The sequence below is a fragment of the Yokenella regensburgei ATCC 49455 genome (assembly GCF_000735455.1).
Taxonomy (GTDB): domain Bacteria; phylum Pseudomonadota; class Gammaproteobacteria; order Enterobacterales; family Enterobacteriaceae; genus Yokenella; species Yokenella regensburgei.
On the sequence record NZ_JMPS01000073.1, the window covers coordinates 1 to 19,029 of the forward strand.

General features: G+C 48.9%; 16 protein-coding genes and 1 pseudogene. 10 read left to right on the top strand and 7 right to left on the bottom strand.

Going from position 1 to position 19,029, the window contains the following annotated elements; all coding sequences use genetic code 11:
- Positions 1-162 (bottom strand): annotated as a pseudogene (locus GYRE_RS24625) (transcriptional regulator MelR); the annotation flags it as partial.
- Between the two features lie 234 nt (positions 163-396).
- On the opposite strand from GYRE_RS24625, the gene melA reads away from it, so the two are divergent.
- From melA to GYRE_RS18615, 3 genes are all read left to right on the top strand, one after another.
- The gene (gene melA, locus GYRE_RS18605) at positions 397-1,746 is read left to right on the top strand and encodes an alpha-glucosidase/alpha-galactosidase (protein ID WP_134436794.1); all 1,350 of its coding nucleotides are present in this window, start codon (positions 397-399) and stop codon (positions 1,744-1,746) included.
- Between the two features lie 88 nt (positions 1,747-1,834).
- Complete coding sequence (gene melB / locus GYRE_RS18610; protein WP_038257437.1) at positions 1,835-3,256, top strand: melibiose:sodium transporter MelB; 1,422 nt, start codon at positions 1,835-1,837, stop codon at positions 3,254-3,256.
- A 2-nt stretch (positions 3,257-3,258) separates the two neighbouring features.
- Positions 3,259-3,513, top strand: coding sequence for a SemiSWEET transporter (locus tag GYRE_RS18615; protein ID WP_006820057.1), 255 nt, complete (start codon positions 3,259-3,261; stop codon positions 3,511-3,513).
- 35 nt (positions 3,514-3,548) lie between these two features.
- Here the strand turns inward: GYRE_RS18615 and GYRE_RS18620 are convergent, their stop codons facing one another.
- A complete protein-coding gene (locus GYRE_RS18620; protein ID WP_006820056.1) occupies positions 3,549-4,589 on the bottom strand; it encodes a porin in 1,041 nt (346 codons plus the stop codon).
- A gap of 105 nt (positions 4,590-4,694) precedes the next feature.
- Positions 4,695-5,540 (bottom strand): N-acetylmuramoyl-L-alanine amidase AmiA, encoded by an 846-nt coding sequence (amiA, locus tag GYRE_RS18625; protein ID WP_038257440.1) that lies wholly within the window; start codon positions 5,538-5,540, stop codon positions 4,695-4,697.
- Between the two features lie 306 nt (positions 5,541-5,846).
- Here amiA and GYRE_RS18630 point away from each other — a divergent pair, with 306 nt between their 5' ends.
- The 6 genes from GYRE_RS18630 (at position 5,847) to GYRE_RS18655 (ending at position 11,353) form a co-directional block, all read left to right on the top strand.
- Positions 5,847-7,229, top strand: coding sequence for an MFS transporter (locus tag GYRE_RS18630; RefSeq protein WP_038257443.1), 1,383 nt, complete (start codon positions 5,847-5,849; stop codon positions 7,227-7,229).
- An 8-nt stretch (positions 7,230-7,237) separates the two neighbouring features.
- Positions 7,238-7,642 (top strand): hypothetical protein, encoded by a 405-nt coding sequence (locus GYRE_RS18635; RefSeq protein WP_006820053.1) that lies wholly within the window; start codon positions 7,238-7,240, stop codon positions 7,640-7,642.
- A gap of 27 nt (positions 7,643-7,669) precedes the next feature.
- On the top strand, positions 7,670-8,749 hold the full coding sequence (locus GYRE_RS18640; protein ID WP_038257446.1) for an ABC transporter substrate-binding protein: 1,080 nt from the start codon (positions 7,670-7,672) through the stop codon (positions 8,747-8,749).
- 21 nt (positions 8,750-8,770) lie between these two features.
- On the top strand, positions 8,771-9,784 hold the full coding sequence (locus GYRE_RS18645; protein ID WP_038257449.1) for a FecCD family ABC transporter permease: 1,014 nt from the start codon (positions 8,771-8,773) through the stop codon (positions 9,782-9,784).
- Positions 9,768-10,526 carry an ABC transporter ATP-binding protein gene (locus GYRE_RS18650; protein ID WP_006820050.1) on the top strand — a complete coding sequence of 253 codons (759 nt, stop codon included), beginning with the start codon at positions 9,768-9,770 and terminating at the stop codon, positions 10,524-10,526. The genes GYRE_RS18645 and GYRE_RS18650 overlap by 17 nt, the downstream gene beginning before the upstream one ends.
- A 107-nt stretch (positions 10,527-10,633) precedes the next feature.
- Positions 10,634-11,353 carry a YnfC family lipoprotein gene (locus GYRE_RS18655; RefSeq protein WP_038257453.1) on the top strand — a complete coding sequence of 240 codons (720 nt, stop codon included), beginning with the start codon at positions 10,634-10,636 and terminating at the stop codon, positions 11,351-11,353.
- A gap of 330 nt (positions 11,354-11,683) precedes the next feature.
- On the opposite strand, the gene GYRE_RS18660 is transcribed toward GYRE_RS18655, so the two are convergent.
- The 4 genes from GYRE_RS18660 to GYRE_RS18675 all read right to left on the bottom strand — a co-directional run bounded on the left by GYRE_RS18660 (position 11,684) and on the right by GYRE_RS18675 (position 17,433).
- On the bottom strand, positions 11,684-13,861 hold the full coding sequence (locus GYRE_RS18660; RefSeq protein ID WP_038257456.1) for a polysaccharide biosynthesis tyrosine autokinase: 2,178 nt from the start codon (positions 13,859-13,861) through the stop codon (positions 11,684-11,686).
- Complete coding sequence (locus GYRE_RS23970; protein ID WP_071777535.1) at positions 13,848-14,327, bottom strand: arsenate reductase/protein-tyrosine-phosphatase family protein; 480 nt, start codon at positions 14,325-14,327, stop codon at positions 13,848-13,850. Before GYRE_RS23970 ends, GYRE_RS18660 begins: the two co-directional genes overlap by 14 nt.
- A complete protein-coding gene (locus GYRE_RS18670) occupies positions 14,315-15,439 on the bottom strand; it encodes a polysaccharide export protein (protein WP_038257462.1) in 1,125 nt (374 codons plus the stop codon). The genes GYRE_RS23970 and GYRE_RS18670 overlap by 13 nt, the downstream gene beginning before the upstream one ends.
- 242 nt (positions 15,440-15,681) lie before the next feature.
- Positions 15,682-17,433, bottom strand: coding sequence for an FUSC family protein (locus GYRE_RS18675; RefSeq protein WP_051860995.1), 1,752 nt, complete (start codon positions 17,431-17,433; stop codon positions 15,682-15,684).
- Between the two features lie 458 nt (positions 17,434-17,891).
- Here GYRE_RS18675 and ompC point away from each other — a divergent pair, with 458 nt between their 5' ends.
- Positions 17,892-19,016 (top strand): porin OmpC, encoded by a 1,125-nt coding sequence (gene ompC, locus GYRE_RS18680; RefSeq protein ID WP_006820044.1) that lies wholly within the window; start codon positions 17,892-17,894, stop codon positions 19,014-19,016.
- Positions 19,017-19,029 lie beyond the last annotated feature (13 nt).

The window sequence follows — 19,029 nt, forward strand, 5'->3', positions numbered from 1 at the left end:
CTGACCATGCCAGTGGCTGGCGGACATCGCGTGAGGTTGCCTCAGTTCGATATCCATCCGCTGATATTCCGAATAGAGCGTCAGCGGGCTGCGGGTTTGCTTCTCATCGCTGCTGCACATGTGCGGGTCCGGAGGCAGCGGCGGCGTGGCATTTTCCTTCATCATCCTGTTCCTGAATCGTCAGATCGGGCGCTATAGCGCATCACTTAGGCCTGAGCTTAGATCAGTCGACGGCCCATTTCCTGCACTTTTTCCGCAATTTACTCCCGAAAACTCAGATCGTTGACCTGAGGCGAGCCTATCTGAGTTTTCGGGAATGCTCCCACGGGAACAGGGCAGCGCAGCAAGGGAAGGGTATGCCACTCTGCAGGGGTTCAATGACCTGATGGAGTAATGATGATGTCTGCCCCCAAAATTACCTTTATTGGTGCCGGTTCTACGGTGTTTGTTAAAAACATCCTCGGCGATGTGTTTCAGCGCCCGGCCCTGAAATCAGCGCATATCGCGTTGATGGATATTGATGAGACCCGGCTTGAGGAATCGCACATTGTGGTGCGTAAGCTGATGGAATCGCTCGGTGCTAACGGTGAAATAACCTGTCATCGCGACCAGAAAGCCGCTCTCCAGGGCGCGGATTTCGTGGTAGTCGCGTTCCAGATTGGCGGCTACGAGCCCTGTACGGTAACTGACTTCGAAGTGTGTAAACGACACGGACTGGAGCAAACCATTGCCGATACCCTTGGCCCTGGCGGGATCATGCGTGCACTGCGCACCATTCCGCACCTGTGGCGAATCTGTGATGACATGACCGAGGTGTGCCCGAATGCCACGATGCTGAACTACGTTAACCCGATGGCGATGAATACCTGGGCGATGTACGCCCGTTACCCGCATATCAAGCAGGTGGGGCTGTGCCACTCCGTGCAGGGAACGTCGGAAGAACTGGCGCGCGACCTGGATCTGGATCCGGCGGACCTGCGTTATCGCTGCGCCGGCATCAACCATATGGCGTTCTACCTCTCGCTTGAGAAGAAAGTGGCCAACGGCGAGTACGTCAGTCTTTATCCCGAGCTGTTGCAGGCCTATGCCGAAGGCAGGGCGCCGAAGCCGAATCTGCACGGCAACCCGCGCTGCGAAAATATCGTCCGCTACGAGATGTTTAAAAAACTGGGCTACTTTGTGACCGAATCCTCTGAGCATTTTGCTGAATACACGCCGTGGTTTATCAAACCCGGTCGCGAAGATCTGATTGCTCGCTATAAAGTCCCACTGGATGAATATCCAAAACGCTGCGTTGAGCAGGTGGCAAACTGGCATAAAGAGCTGGAGCAGTACCAGAGCAGCGAGCGCATTGAGGTCAAACCTTCCCGCGAGTATGCCAGCACCATCATGAATGCCATCTGGACCGGAGAACCGAGCGTAGTCTACGGCAACGTACGCAATGACGGGCTTATTGATAACCTGCCGGAAGGGTGCTGCGTGGAGGTAGCCTGTCTCGTGGATGCCAACGGTATTCAGCCAACGAAAGTCGGTAAACTTCCGGCGCATCTGGCCGCGCTGATGCAAACCAATATTAACGTTCAGACGTTGCTGACTGAGGCCATTCTGACGGAGAACCGTGACTATGTGTACTACGCCACCATGATGGATCCGCATACTGCGGCGGTGCTTGGGATCGAGGAGATCTACGCGCTGGTGGACGATCTGATTGCCAGCCACGGGAAATGGCTACCGGACTGGCTGTAGTAGCTGCGCCTCGCCGTCGGGTCCATGGGCCCGATGGTTTTCTGTCACTATCCCTGGAGGAGGCGCTGGTTGCAGCGGCCTTGAGACTATGAGTATTTCACTAACAACAAAACTCAGCTATGGATTTGGCGCTTTCGGCAAGGATTTCGCGATTGGTATTGTTTACATGTACCTGATGTACTACTACACCGATGTGGTTGGGCTCTCGGTTGGCGTGGTGGGTACGCTGTTTCTGGTGGCGCGTATTCTGGATGCTCTGGCAGACCCGTTAATGGGGTGGTTGGTTAACTGTACCCGCTCGCGCTGGGGCAAGTTTAAGCCATGGATCCTGATTGGCACCATCACGAACTCGATAGTCCTGTATATGCTGTTCAGCGCCCATCATTTTTCCGGCGTGGCGCTGCTGGCCTGGGTGTGGGTCACTTATCTGCTGTGGGGATTTACCTACACTATTATGGATGTTCCGTTCTGGTCGCTGGTGCCGACCATCACGCTTGATAAGCGCGAACGCGAGGAGCTGGTGCCGTACCCGCGCTTCTTCGCCAGCCTTTCAGGGTTTGTGACCGCAGGGATCACGCTGCCCTTTGTTAATGCCGTCGGCGGCGGGGATCGTGGTTTTGGCTTTCAGATGTTCACGCTTATCCTGATAGCCTTCTTTGTGGTCTCGACCATCGTGACGCTGCGTAATGTACATGAAGTCTATTCCTCCGACAGCGGAGTGAGTGAGGACTCAGGCGATCACTCTCTGAAGCAGATGGTCTCTCTTATCTATAAAAACAAACAGCTGGCATGCCTGCTGGGGATGGCGCTTGCATATAACACCGCATCGAACGTGATCTCTGGCTTTGCTATCTATTATTTTACCTACGTCATTGGTAATGCGGAGCTGTTCCCGTACTACATGTCTTATGCGGGCGTCGCCAATTTGCTGACGCTCATCCTCTTTCCTCGGCTGGTGAAAGGATTGTCACGACGTGTGCTGTGGGCGGGGGCTTCAATAATGCCGGTACTGGGTGGCGGCGTCCTTTTGGGGATGGCACTTAGCGGGAGTTACCCGGTGGTGCTGATTGCCCTTGCGGGTATGTTGCTCAATGTTGGTACCGCGCTGTTCTGGGTGCTGCAGGTTATCATGGTGGCGGATACCGTCGATTACGGCGAATACACCATGAATATCCGCTGTGAGAGTATTGCGTATTCCGTGCAGACCCTGGTGGTGAAGGCCGGGGCGGCGTTTGCGGCCTGGTTTATTGCCGTGGTTCTGGCGGTGATTGGCTATGTGCCAAATACGGTGCAGTCAGCCCAGACTATCTTTGGGATGCAGGCGATTATGATTGTGCTGCCGACGCTGTTCTTTGCCATCACGCTGTTCCTGTATTTCCGTTATTACACGCTGAACGGCGACATGCTGCGTCGTATTCAAATTCATCTGCTCGATAAATATCGCAAAATCCATGAGAGCGAACCCGGCGAGGCGCTGCCGGTGGCGAGCCCAGCACAGGTGAAGGCATAAACATGGAATGGGTGAAAATCATTGGTTATCTTGCTGCGATGCTGACTACGCTCTCTTTTTTGCCTCAGGCGATAAAAGTGATAAGCACCCGTAATACGCAGGGGATCTCTCGGTTAATGTATATCATGTTTGTCACCGGTCTGGCGTTATGGCTGGTGTATGGCCTGCTGATAGGTGACCGGGCGGTCAGTATGGCGAATTTGCTCACACTTATCCTGGCATTACCCATTCTGCTGATGACGCTGCGTCGTCAGTAGTTATGATGAATCTCCCCGGCTGCCCGGGGAGAATTTTACCAGTGATAGCTTATTCCGGTATCCAGTTTGTCCGCACAATCAATGCCAGAAGCCTTATCCCGCACATTGTTAAATTTATAATCGACGAAAACCTGCACATTTTTATTGAAGTAGTAGCTGAACCCCAGCTCTTCGTAATCGAGGATTTGGGTACGCCTGCCAGCAACGGTTTGTGTCAGCCGGGTATAGCTGATGTCTGGCTGTAATTTGTCGGTCAGCATATATTTCGCCAGCGCTTCGTAGCTGACGGAGGAGGTGTTGTTATCACGGACCTGAGGATTAACGGCATTATTACTCTGCGTCAGGACGGCGGCCAGATACAGCTTTCTGCTGTTGTAATTAAGCCCCTCTGCGAAGGTACGAATGTCTTTCTGATAGCCCGCATTCTGTTGTTGATAAAAGGTGGTTGCGGAAGATGAAAGCGAAAATAGTGCACTCAGCTCGGGGGTAAAGTACCACACCAGCGAAGCACCAATGCCGTTGCCATTCTGCTGTTTTAAGGTGTGATAGTCGTTATTGCCTTTGAACTGGTACTGCAGGGCGACCTTCAAGGGATGTTGAAAGAGAGAGAACCTTTTACGCCATGTCATAAGATTAAGCGCCCGGCCGCGCATAAAATTATCAATATAGTTATATGACATCTCACGAAAGAAGGGTGAACGGTCGGTTAATGAGGTTACATCGTATAGCACTCCCCAGTTACGTCCGATATCCAGACTTCCCCAGTCGGGGTTGTCTATCCCGAGAAACGCCAGCCGGGTTGCGTTTCTGCTGGCATCTGAAGCGCTGACCGTATATTCCCAGTGGGCATAGGCCTGCCAGTGCCTGGCGAGATCTTTTTTCCCAATCAAACCAAAATAGAGATAACTTCGATCGCCATCGTCTTTCACGTTATTGCTGGTAAAACGTCTGGCGATTATTGTGCCGTAAAAATCGAGTTTTTTGCCGTCCTGGTTCACAAGATTAACCGCCAGAACCGCTGGCGAAAACAGTAGTGAGATGGCTACAAAGCAGTAGCGCGGAAATTGCAATGTCATGATAAATAGCCCTAAAGAAGATCTGACACCCAAATGGTGACAGGGGGATAGATTTACCGGGACATATGCTCACTGCTTCATTCCAGTAGAATGAGCGGGTTATTATTATGCGGAAACGATTTGTTTACGACCAAAGTAGCTGACAATGCCATTGGTAATGGCGGAAGCAATCTTGTAGCGAAATGCCGTTGTGCCTAAAAGTCTTTCCTCCTCAGGGTTAGTGATAAACGAGGTTTCTACTAGTACGGAAGGGATATAAGGTGACTTCAGTACCACAAAAGCGGCCTGTTCCGTTTGCCGTGAATGCATAGGGTGAACAGGGGAGATATGGCGAACAATATGCGACCCCAGCAGCAGACTTTCCTTAATGGTTTCCGTCTGCTCGAGATCAAAAATGATCCTGTCCAGATATTTGTCTTTGTGCATAGCCCTATTGCCGGCAACTTCATCTGCCGCATTTTCACTTTTCGCAAGGTATTTTGCCATTGCGCTGCTGGCTCCCCGGGTTGAAAGGGCAAAGACGGAAGCCCCGTGAGCGGCAGGGCTGGTGAAGCCATCGGCGTGAATAGACATAAAAAGAGAGGCATTATGCGCGTGGGCGATCTGGACGCGGTCGTAGAGTGGAATAAACGTATCATCTGTGCGCGTCAGGAAAGCATCAATGCCGTGACCTTTTAAGAGGTTTTTAACGTTATTGGCAATCTCCAGTACAATATGTTTTTCCAGCGAACCTTCATGGCCCACCGCACCTGAATCAATGCCGCCGTGCCCGGGATCCAGCATGACCGTATATTTCCCACGACCATGAGTCGGGGAGGGGGAATGAGGATGTATTAACCGTTTTTGTGCCTGCGCATGAGCAAATGGTGTAACTAACGCATTGGCGGCGAGAGTCGCTAAACCAGCAAGAATGATCTGCCGGCGTGTCGTTTTCCTGTCCAAAACAATCACCTCGTTGTTGCATTTATTGTGATGTTATAACGTTTTATATTGACCGGGGTCGAGGCTTTGAATGTTATTTATTGTTGCTGTGGGTTACCTCGTGTTTTCACATTGCCTGCTAACCCGGTGGAAGCGCTAAAAATAAATAGCTTCGGAAAACCATATACTTCCTACCGAAACATATTGATATAGATCCTTTCAAAAGATAATTATTCTCATTTGAATATGTTATGTTATAACGTTTTTACTCATTGCAAACCCACACAACAGGTGATGATTACCCCATTGTTCAATGACTCATCCTGGGGAGGAATTATGTCTACCGAACTCGCTAAAGAAGAAAAATTAAATGTTGCTGCCGTACTGGCGGTTTCACTCAGCACCGTTATTGCCATGCTGGATAGCACGATTGCCAACGTAGCTCTACCGGTGATCGCCAAAGATTTTGCCGTTTCTGAATCCTCTTCCATCCTGATAATTAATGCGTACCAGTTTGCGGTTATTGCTTCGTTACTGGTTTTTGCAGCCCTGGGGAGAAAAGTCGGGAACAAGCGAATCTTCATTATGGGAGCGATTCTTTTTGCTTTCTCATCCCTTGGATGCGCGCTCTCTGACACGCTGAATATGCTCACCGTATTTCGTGTGGTTCAGGGATTTGGTGCGGCGGCGATTCTGAGTGTGAATGCGGCGCTAATAAAAGATATCTACCCGCCGAGACTGCTAGGGCGAGGGTTGGGGATTAATGTCATGGTGGTCTCTGTTTCCGCCGCCGCCGGACCTTCAATTGCCTCTGCCATAATGTCCGTGGCGAGCTGGAACTGGCTGTTTACCATTAACGTACCCATTGCCTGTATTTCGCTCGTGCTGTGTATGGTGTCGCTAAAATCGACTCAACGCATGGAAACCCGCTTTGATAAAGCAGGCGCCGGGTTGGTGTTTCTGACGTTTATTTCGTTTTCAACGCTGATGCTCGGAGTAACGAAAAATAACCCTATTGAAGTGGTTCTGAGTGCAATAATCCTGGCCGTGCTGGCGACAATTCTCTATGTCGATCAGAAAAGGAAGCATGATAGTGCATTGATACCGGTAGAAATATTCCACAGTAAAACCTTCTCATTGTCGTTACTGATGTCGACGCTGTCGTACAGCACACAGTTACTGGCCTTCGTCTCCCTACCGTTTTATTTCCATAACGTGCTGCACCGCAATGTTGTGGAGATCGGTATGTTGTTGACCGCATGGCCCCTGGCAACGATGTTGACCTCGCTGGTGGCCGGGGATCTTATTAAAAAACATGACCCTAACCTGGTCGCGCTTTCAGGTCTATCGCTGCTTCTCGTAGGTACGCTGCTTATGGTATGGCTTCCGGGCGAACCTTCGAATCTGCAGATCCTCTGGCGAGTGGCCATTTGCGGGTTTGGTTTTGGGCTATTCCAGTCTCCTAACAATTATCTCATTATGACGTCGGTCTCGCATGAGAATAGCAGTATTGCCAGCGGGCTACTGGGGAGCTCCCGCCTTGTCGGACAAATTATTGGCTCCGCGCTGGTGGCTGTTTTCTTCAATCTCTATGCAAGCCATGGCACAAATATTAGCCTGCTCGCAGGGGCATTTTTCTCGTTGCTGTCTTTGACCGTAAGTTATCTTCGATTCAAATCTGGCCATCAGGCACAAAATTTTAGCAATAAAGCAGTATGAGGTAATTAATGAAAATAAAGTCTATTAAGGTCATATTGTTTATGATTATTTTTTCGGTACTTTCTGGTTGTTCAACATACAATCCGGTCAATCTGCAGAAAAAAAGTATTGCACCAAAGAGCAGTTACTACGATTTCCAGCCGGCGATATACGTGGGTGACCATCTTAAATATGGCTTGCTGAACGGCGATCATGGAGAAATAACGGTAGCAAAAATTGAACCCAATCGCATCACGGGTGATAACGGTAGAGTGATCACTTTGTCAAAGTTGTCATTTCTGGAGCGAAAAGATATTTCAACAGGTAAAACGGCGGCACTAGTTGGGGGTGGGGTGGCAGCGACAACGGTCATTGTCTTCCTGGCTGGTGTGACTATTATCGGCTTAGGCGCAGTAGCCGCCATTACATCATAATCAACAAATATCATTGAGGGATTAACTATGGCTAATACCAGAGCATTACCAGCTTTTATTGTATCATCGTTGCTTATTTTTCCGGTAATAAGTCATGCAAGTGATTTTATTCAGAACAAAAACACAACCAATACGGCACATGATCAGAAAGCTACAACATTAAAGTTCAACCGCATTGTCATTACCGGGAACTGTCCCTTCGGTGTGATTATGGCTAATAATCTTGCATATCAGCATGTTATTGGTGTAGGTCCGTGGGCGTTTCTGCATTCCAACATGAAGCTCCTCAGAGATATGAAACCAGATATAGATCGTATTACGACTGACTTTATTAATAAGGATTATGTGGTGAATATGGAGTCGTTGCTTAATCTACAGCCAGATATTATTTATTATTACGGTAAAAGTCAGGATGACAATCTGGAGCGAGCAGGGGTACCTACCGTAAATTTAGACGCCGGTGGCGATACGAAATTTGAGCCCATAGAGACACAGGTCTATTGGGAAAACACATTTAACAAGACGCTGGGTTTGCCACACAGCCATAAGTTTGCGGATGCGTGGAAAACAACGCTTGCTGAGGCAAAGCCGTATGTGGAGAAGATGAGAGGGCAACACATTCGCGCACTTTATCTGGAGCAAAGTGATGGTAAACAGCTTAAAGTCAGTGGACCTAAGACCTATGGTGATACATATCTTAAAATGGCGGGGATGGAAAATGTAGCCAGTAACCTGACTGTCAAAGGGGATGCTGGCAGGTATATAAATGTATCGATGGAACAGATCATTCAGTGGGATCCTGATATTATTTTTGTGGTTTTTGGTAGCGCGAAAGATATTCTTAACAATAAGAACCCTGGGCAGGACTGGAGTAATTTAAAAGCATTTAAGAATAAGAAGATTTTTTCCACTCCTGTTGGCCTACATAACTGGGGAGGGCTGTCAGCTGAAACCGCGCTGTTGCCTTTATATATGATTAATAAGTTTAACCCTGATTATATTAGTGATCAAAAAATGAAAGAGTTAACACGGCTACATTATAAAAAATGTTTAATTATGCTATCCCTGATGCACTCCTTGATGACGAGCTCAGTCAACATTAATTAAATTGATTCTGGCAGGCTTACTATGCAGAAAAAAGAAAGATACCTTCTGGTGATGGGAGTGCTACTGACTTTATTATTATTAATGGCAATAGCATCACTGTTTATCGGGCGTTATACCATACCTTTTAGCGAGATGTTAAGAGAACTGCTGCATCATGATAGCCAGCATTGTTTGCACACCGGACTGTCCGTTATATCCAACCTCCGGTTACCAAGAGTGGTGGCGGTCATGATGGTTGGGGCAGGGTTATCGGTTGCAGGGTGTACCTATCAGGCAGTACTACGCAATGCGCTGGCGAGCCCGGATGTTCTTGGTACGTCATCAGCAGCGGCGTTCGGGGCGGCTTTAGGCATTTTGCTCGGCCTCCCGCTACAGCTCAGCGCATTTTCCTCCTTCATTTTTGGCATTGTCAGCCTCTGTTGTGTCATGGGGCTTTGTTATCTCAAGAAAAATAGCGGCGAGCTGACAACCATACTTTCTGGGATTATTGTCGCTTCGGTATTCATGTCTTTTGTTTCCATCATCAAATATGTAGCCGATCCTCAGGATCAGCTTCCGGCCATTGTGTTTTGGCTGATGGGGAGTTTTGCATCGCTGATAAAAGAACAGGTGTATGGGCTGATCCCACTGTTTGCGATTTGTTATCTGATAATTTACAGATTACGATTTAAAATCAATGTGTTATCACTCGGTGATGATGAGGCAAAAATAGCCGGAATAAACCCGCAATGGCTGAAGGCGATATTGCTGATTACTGGTTCCATTCTGGTGGCGGCTTCAGTAACTATCGCTGGCGTAGTCGGCTGGGTTGGTCTGGTGATCCCACACCTGGTTCGAACCCTGGTCGGCTACAACCACGGAAAGCTGATCCCGGCATCTGCGCTGTGTGGGGCGGTGTTTTTACTGCTGATCGACGATATTGCCAGGACTGTGACGTATGCAGAAATTCCCATTGGTATTCTCACCGCGCTGATTGGCGCTCCTCTGTTTGCCGTGCTGTTCATTATGAGTAACCGTTATGATCGAAGTGAATGAACTGACGTTTGCCTTCAAAGGCAGCAAAAATACGTTTGAAAATGTGAGCTTTACTCTGGAGGATGGAGAAATCCTGTGTGTACTTGGGCCGAACGGCGTCGGGAAAACCACTTTACTTAAAACAATCGCGGGTTTGTACCAACCCGTCAGCGGCACCTGTCGGATCGGCAGAGTAGGGAACAGAGAGCCCCGTCTGGCATATGTTCCGCAGGCGAAACGCGTTCACTTTTCTTATAGCGTACTCGATTTCGTCTCTTTCGGATGCCCGCTTCGCGGCAGAATGATGGCGTCGCCGGGAAGCAAAGACATTGAAAAATCATCACAAATGCTGGCTGATCTGAGTGCCAGCTACCTTGAGACTAAGGACATCAACCAGATTAGCGGCGGTGAACTGCAGATGTGTTATATCGCTAAAGCGCTGGTTTCCGAACCCGATGTTGTGGTACTCGACGAGCCTGAATCTAATCTGGATTTCAACAACCAGGCCCGTATCATTCGGTTATTGCGTCAGCTATCGCGTGAGAAGAATGTCACCGTTATCCTGAACACGCATTTTATTAACCATGCCAACAGCATCGCAGATAAGTGTTTGCTGATGAGTAGAAAGGGTTACTTTTATGGCGACAAGAAGACGGCTCTGGATGAGGATTTTCTGACTGAATACTTCCATGTTCCTGTAAAACGATGCCATTTTGAGCACCGAGGAGTGCAGGAAGAGTCATTCGTCATCGCAGCACCATGAGACACCGGACAATAGGCACAAAATAACGTTCTTATCATCTGATAACCGTGGTATCAGCTGATTGTATAATTGCGCCTTATACGTTGATTTTTCTCAGGGATTATAAAATGAAAGCAGGAATCTGCTTCGCGCTGGCGATCGTGATAGCTGGGCCGGTGTACGCCATGGAACCCATCCAGTTTAAACCGGCAATTCTTAATGCCGCGTTGTTGTTCAGCCACGATCCAAGCGTTGGGCCGGTCAAACAGAGTCTGCAATGGATCCGCAATAGTGAAGGGGAGTTAGTTGCCACGACCGACGTCCGCTACGATCGCGAGGGTTGTTTCAATCGCGTGAATATGGTCGATAAGCTTAACGGCGTTGAATTCCATCTGGAAAACAAGAACGGTGTTTTGAGTTCTCGCAACGGACAGCATATCTCCGGCAAGGTCAATCAGGCCTGTCAGATCACAGAACTGCATAATGACAGCGGGAGTTATACGCTCAGCTACAATGCTCGTGGATTACTCGAATCAATGACTAACACAAAAACAGGTGAAGTCAGCCAGCGTTTTGAGTATCGGTTTGGCCAGTTCCCGGTACGCATACGAGAGTACGACAAACAGACAGATAAGGTTATCGCGTATCCGGCGGGGAATCCGCAGTTCCTCGATTTCGAATCGGCGATTGGTACCGACAAAGTGAACATCTGGCTGAAGCAGAGCTGTGCTTACCGAAAAGACGGTAACGCAGGATTGTGCTCATTAGTCACCGCGTATGATGAGAACTACCGGGAAGGTGCAACGGTCATGTTTTCAAATCATCAAACGTTGTACTACCAGGATTGATGACGCCGGGCTGTGAAAAAGCAGGGAAGATAAGCAGGAACAACGAGACGTCAGGCGTGTCGTTGCTCCTGATATTCAATTTAACATAATATACATTATGCGCACTAACGTAGAATCAGACAGATTCCGGCGTTTTGTGGTCATGATTGCCCTGGTCGTTCAGTACCTCTGAAAGTTCTTTTTCCAGTGCGGAAACTAACAAACTCGCCATTTAGTAATGATGGCTTCCACCACGGTATATGGTACGTCTCCTGATAAGTGGCGGTTTCAATCGCCTCTTATCAGTTTCAAATTAGCCTGAAATTTTGCGCATGCGCAAATTAAGTAGGATCAGGCGCACTCATCCTGAGAAGTGTAGTGATAACCTCCACTACGATAGCCATAGCAATAGTCACTCACTTTGTTCTGTCGAATCCCGTTAAGCACCACGCCTGCAATGTCCACGCCGTGAGTCGCCAGCTTTTGCACGCTGAGCGCGGTCTCTTTCAGTGAAGTTTGCCCTGCTCTTGCCACCAGCAGCGTCAGGCATTGCTGTTTGCCAATAATTGCTGCATCGCTAACCGCCAGTACCGGCGGCGTATCGATAATCACCACATCATAGTGTGCTTTTGCCCATGCGACGATCTGAGCAAAACGTGATTCCACCAGCAGTTGGGAAGGATCCAGTTTGTGCATACCCCGGGTGATGACATCAAAGCCCCCCGCCGGAAAACACCGAACGATATCCTGTACCTCATGAGTACCGCTCAGTAGTGCGGAAAGTCCTTCCCCGCGATCCATCTTAAACAAGGTATGCGCATCACCGCGCCGCAGGTCGGCGTCAATAAACAACACCTTTTGCCCTGTCTCTGCCATCAGTGCTGCCAGCGAGGTACTTAAAAAGGTTTTACCGCTGTTTTCCGTTGCACTACAAACCATCAGCAGATTGTTGTTTCTCTCCTGCATTTCAAAATACAGGCTGGTTCGCAGGCCACGGATCGCCTCGACCGAAAGATCGGCAGGATTTGCCAGGCATAAAAAAGGACGCGGACCCTGTGCTGTCTGTTGACCCGACGGCCACAGAGCGCGAATCGACCGGCGTGAGCGTCGTTCAAGCCACCCCGAATGTGGTACGGCGGCACAGACCTGTAACCCTAAATCCTCGAGCTGCTCGGTGGTATCAACGGTCTGTTTTAGCATCCGTCGTAACAGTACAAGCCCGCAGGAAAACAGCGCTCCCATCAGCAATCCCAGCACAACGATCAGCGTTTTTTTAGGTCCGATCGGGACAACCGGTACGGTGGCGGTATCAATAATGCGGACATTCCCCGTCACGCCAGAGCGAGTGATACTCAGCTCCTGCTGACGGGTCAGTAGTTGGATATACACCTCGCGTCCCGATTCCACTTCCTGACTCAGGCGGAAAATCTCCTGCTGCACAGAAGGCATCTCAGAGACACGCTGATCAAGCTTGCGTTTCTCTTTTTCCAGGGTACGGCGTTTTTCCGCCAGCGCCCGATAGGTCGGGTGCTCTTTTTTGTACAACTGAGAGAGTTCAGCTTCTTCAAAAGTCAGCATATTCAACTGACTGTCAACGCCCGCCACCTGTTCCAGAATCGCTTTGGTTTCCAGACTAAGATCGATAGAGTCATTCCGCTGTCGGTAGCCGTTGAGTTTGTTTTCCGCTTCCGTCAGATTTGTGCGCACTTCCGCCAGCAGTTCCTGCAAAAAGGCGAGGCTTTTGGCTTCTTTATCGGTCTGACGAGCCACATTTTGCTGCAGATAGTTTTCGGCAATGATGTTCAGGGTCTGTGCAATTGCCACAGGCGATACCCCTTTCATCGTCAGGTCGATCATGCCGCTATCCCCTTTACTGGCACCGATCGTCATGTTTTTTTTCAGCTCCTGAATCGCTTCCTGCTCTGTCAGCCGGGATAGCGTAAACCGGCTTCCCGCCGGAGCATTCAGCGCACTAATCTCAAGAGTCAATCCTCCGTCCTGCAGCGGTTGCCCGACTTTCCCATCCAGGCGCGTTGTACCTTTCGTCAGGGTATAGTGTTTGCTATCAACAACCTGCAGAACCCACGGTGACTGATCCGTTGTGATGTACTGGTGAATAGTCGGAAGTTTCACCATGTTATTCGTTAGCCTCGCCCATGCGTGTCCAACGACCGGGAAATAAACCGGATTCACTACCGTCTGCAATCCGGCATCACGTACCGTTTTTCCGAGGATCATTCGCGATCGCAAAAGCTCAGTCTCCGAGGCCGTACCAGTAGATAGCTCAGGCATGAGTGAATCTAACCCGCCCGGCAGCAGGCCGTTTTGTTTTTTCTCGACCTGGATCAGCACATCTGCCTGGTACTGCGGTGCTGCTGTCATGGCGAACAACAAAGCCATCAGGCCGGAGAGCAGGCTCAGCGCGACTATCTGCTTCCAGTGACTCAGTAACGTCACTACCAGATGAAGTAAATCGATCTCTTTGTCAGGTAACGACGTGGATAACGGGGTATTACTATTGGCAAGCATGAAGAGAACTCGGTAGAGAATAAGTATTAAGACGTCTGGCCCATTGCAGAGCATCCTGCTCCAGCAGACCAAACACAGATTCGAAAATGGCCACGCCACGTCGGTATGGGTCAGGAATGGTGCGGTGCTGGGACCAATGGCCAAACAGCATTGTCTTGCCCCTTGCCCAGGGAGCCAGTGCGCTAACCTGGCGGAGGTGCTCTGGTTCCATTACCAGCAAAAGGTCATACTGGCGTGCCATCTCCTGCGTCAGACTTCGGGGAACATGCCCCTCCAGCGTCAGGCCGCGCCCCAGCGATACATGCTGCGCCAGCGGATCCGCCTGGTCGGCGGCTACGGCGACAGTGCCAGCCGAATCCACCCGCAGATTGCCGCACGCGCGCCGCAACAGACGCTCTCCTACCGGTGAACGACACAGATTTCCGCTACAAATAACTAAGACTGACCTCACCATCAGTTTTCCCAATGATTCAGGCTACTCAGATCGCGCAGGCCGATGACAGAAGGCAGCATCTGTGAAATGACCCGGTTCCAGCGAGAGACGGGTGCCGTAGTGACCCAGACAATATCGTAAGGCTCAAGCCAGAACTCGGTGCCCAGCGCCATCGCCATCGCATCCTTCGCATCCAGTTGATACACGCTGGCAATTTTTCCCGCCGGACGATCTTTAAGCGCACGGATAACGAAAATACCGCTGGCATCCGCCACTTCCTGACGTACGCCATCGGCATTGCCGAGCGCCTCAGTCAGCGTCATACCGCTACGATCCATTTTCAGGGTACTTTGTTTACCCACTTCACCCATCACGAACACTTTCCGGGCGTCGTTACGCGGGACATACAGCAGATCGCCGGCAGCCAGCAGATGGTTTTGCGAAAGATCGCCCCGCTGAAGTAACGCGTATAACGACAGACGACTGTCCTGCCCGTTGCGTGTAAGGACGACGTTATGCCAGTCGGCGTCATTCGTCAGCCCGCCCGCAGCATTCACCGCATCCATTACCGTCAGCGGAATATTGGTTAACGGCTGTTGCCCGCTGCGTGCAACTTCACCGGTGATATAGACTTTTTGCGAACGAAATGCGGCCACGCTGACATCCACCTGTGGACTCTCGATAACGCTCTCAAGTCTGCTGGCAATAAGGTTGCGGACCTGCGACATCGTTTTCCCCGCCACTTTTATCCTCCCCAGATAAGGGTAAAAAATCGTGCCATCAGCCGCGACCCAATTCCCCGCTTCACTGGCACTGCGGTATTGCCCGGCGGGGGTCGTCAGCTCTGGGTGTGACCAGACGGTGACGGTCAGAACGTCGCCAGGGCCAATGCGGTATTCGTAACGATTGAGTTTTTCGTCAAGTGTTGGATTCGCTTGTGAGGTAATTGCCTGCGGGCGGAGGGTTTCAACTAACGACGGTGTGATAGCGTAGACATTAACCTGCTGGCTGAGCTCGTCTGTCTGTGAAACCTCATTAGAGGAATGAGTAACAGAAATATTTTGGCCGGGAACAACCGTACAACCTGCCAACAAAATGATAAATAACGTCATCAGAGATGTACGAGAAAAAGGGATATTTTTCATGTCAGATAATAGTAAAGTAATATATAAGAGAGACTTAGTGCCTGTCCCATTAGGCTATGTTATTTGTCAGTTTGTCCATGCACAGTATTCAGTTTTTCCGTGCTGTCCGTGTCCAGTCTGCCTGTAACAATGAGGCCTTATGGGATAAGCCATTAATCTTTAATATTACAGAATACCCTTACCATTATTTAGTGGAAAATATAGTGAAAATAAGACATTCGAGACCAAAGCGGGGCATTTTTTTAACTTGCATTAACCCGCAACAGATTTTCATGCGCCAGTTCGTGATAATCCATAATCAAGCTCATCGCCAGGTTTAATGCTAATACATCGGTTGGTTCAATCTGCTCAAGACGGTTGTAGTAAGCATACATTTGAGGCAACTGACTGGTGTTTCTGATGCTGGATCTCAACTGGTGAAACACTTCTCTTCGTAGGCATGTTATTAACGCTCGCCGGGTTACTGCTTGTGAGTTATCCGGGAAAATGAGAATGACCAGATATCCAATCAGGCTCCCAATGAGTTGTCCCAGGGCTGCATCAATGAAGGCATTGAAGTTGAAAACCATTGGGTTGCTGAGCACCAGAAGATTCAGCACTCCCATCAGCGTACCCATTGCACCGATGCGTTTTTTTTGCCCTTCCCAACCGATCACGAAGATGAGCAAAACCATGCTGATTAACAGCAACATCAGGTTTTGTTGCGTCATGGGTAATACGACTAAAAAATAGAACATTCCCAGCGGGAGTGCGATTAGCATTCCCAGTACAAAATCCAGTCCTGTTTTTTGAGGGTTGGTTGTCCGCATCGCCAGTGAACACATCACGGCGATCACGACCATAAATCCACTGGCTGAAGTCCAGCCGGTCCATCCCCAGATTGCAACGCATGTCATACTGGCGACAAATGCACGCAGTCCATTTATTGCCGATGAAAATTGCTCTGCACTTTTCACTATCGCGGGTTCAGTTCTTCGTAGCAATTTGCTCTCAACTGGAAGATACGCGCAATTACTGAAAATACCCCGAACCAATAGCCGATAGCGAATCATACCGCCTAGCCAGTACAAGATTTTCAGTTGCAGCGGGTTTGATTTGCTTGATAAGAGACTGTGATGTAACGATCTGAGCTGATGCCTAATCCCTGGGCTTTCATAGATTTTTGTCTCAAACTGACGGGACAAAGACTCTGCGAGTATCATTTTATTTTGTGACAAATCCCGCTGTACTTCATGTGAACAGGTCAATATAGACAGTGACAATGCATACAACTTTTTCCCACGATGCGCGCATTTTTCCCAACGCGAGGATTCTCGTGCCAGTAAGTTTAGTGTCGACTCCAGCTTAATATGTAACTGATGAAGTACCAGCCACTGTTCTCGTGGTACATTTCCACCGAGAGATAAGCAAAGCGAACGCATTATCTGATAGTGTGATATGAAAATCTGCTCAACCAAATCATCAATGTCTGCTTTTGCGGATCGGGGCATGAATATAACCTCGGCGATAAAAGCACAGCAGATCCCAAACATAACCTCGCTAATACGTTCAATAACGAACTCTGGTGCCAGCGATAACGTTCCGGGTGTACTTGTTACTGTGACTATCAAAATGAGTACTGTATATCCTGATAGCGCCCAGGCGTATGCATATTCAACGCGTACCAGAGAGGAGCGCCAGGTGCAAACACCAATCCATAGACAACAAAGCAATAACATTACCACAGGAGCACGGGCTGCAAGGAACATAATAAGCAGCCCCACCATTCCTCCGAGCAGAGTGCCCACTACACGTAGTAAACTGCGATGAAATATTGCTCCTGAATAGGGCTCCTGCCCCGCAACAAAAGCTGGCCCCGCAATAACAATAACCGCAGTGACAACAGCCCAGCGAGGAATCTCTAGCTGAAAATAGAAGCCTGATGCTAAAGCTAATGCGACAGCAAAACTGAGCTTCAGGGCACTGCGAAGTCTACATAATTGCACTACTCTCATTTATATACCACCAACACTTAAAATATTTATTTATATCTTATTGCCGATGCAAGCAACATAAAAAAAGAAACTTAACATGTCTGAGTGTAAGCAAGTTAATTAATGTGATAAAACTGAATGCAGTATGATAACAAAATAAAGCGATTGCTAACGTGAGCTAATTACACTGTAGAGATAAAATGGTCATTTACAAAAATGTAATTCACCCTCCCCCTACTCTACTCAAGCCAGACTCGTCTCAATCTTCTCGCATAAATAAATAACCGTGATTAACAGTTGCATTAAATAATATAATTGTTCGGTGCGGGTGTTTTTTAATGGTTATTTCGTAAGCTTGCACTCTGTTACACCGAACTGATTCATTATCTGAGGCTATCTAATTAGATTACCGATGCCACTTTTTCATTTTAACTTTTGAGAAAGTAAACAGCAGTGGATAATGACATCGAGGTTTAACTATGAAACGTTCAATTCTTTTGTACCTGGTGCCGGTGATGTTAATACCGGGAGCCGTAAACGCAGCTGAGATCTATAACAAAGACGGCAATAAGCTAGATATATATGGTAAAATCGATGGCCTGCACTACTTTTCTAAAGATAAAAACGCTGACGGCGATCAGTCGTACGTCCGTGGTGGCTTTAGGGGAGAAACGCAGATCGATAACCAGATCACAGGCTACGGTCAGTGGGAGTACAACGTTCAGGCGAACAATACTGAAGGGTCCAGTAACCAATCCTGGACTCGCCTGGCATTTGCAGGCCTGAAATTCGGTGATGCCGGGTCGTTCGACTATGGACGCAATACCGGTGTGGTCTACGATGTAACCTCATGGACCGACGTGCTTCCTGAGTTCGGAAGTGACGGGAGTAACGGCACCTATGATGCTGATAACTTCATGCAGTCTCGTGCTAATGGCCTCGCCACCTACCGTAATTCTGATTTCTTTGGTCTGATCGATGGCCTTAATTTTGCTCTGCAGTATCAGGGCAAAAATGGCAGTGCAGGTGGCGAAGGTGCAACCAATAATGGTCGGGACGCACTCAGTCAGAACGGTGACGGATTTGGTACTTCCGTCACCTATGACATTGGCGATGGCGTCAGCGCAGGTTTCGCATACTCTCATTCCCGACGTACTGACGATCAGAACAGGCTTGCCGTCGGACGTGGTGATTATGCCGAAACCTATACGGGTGGACTGAAGTACAATGCCAACAACATCTACCTTGCCACACAGTTCACGCAAACCTACAACGCCACTCGTCTGAGCGGAAATGGCGCGCAGGACTCCATTAGTGGATTTGCGAACAAAGCGCAGAATCTGGAAATGGTTGCTCAGTATCAGTTTGACTCGGGTCTGCAACCTTCCATCGCGTACTTGCAATCTAAAGGTAAGAATATTGAAGGTTTCGGGGATCAGGATCTGTTGAAATATATCGATGTTGGTACGACGTATAACGTCAATAAAAACATCTCGACTTATGTTGACTATAAAATAAACCTGCTTAAAAACAATGAGTTCACACAGCGCGCTGGGATATCAACGGATAATATTGTTGCCCTCGGGTTAGTATATCAGTTCTGAGTGCTTAACCCCC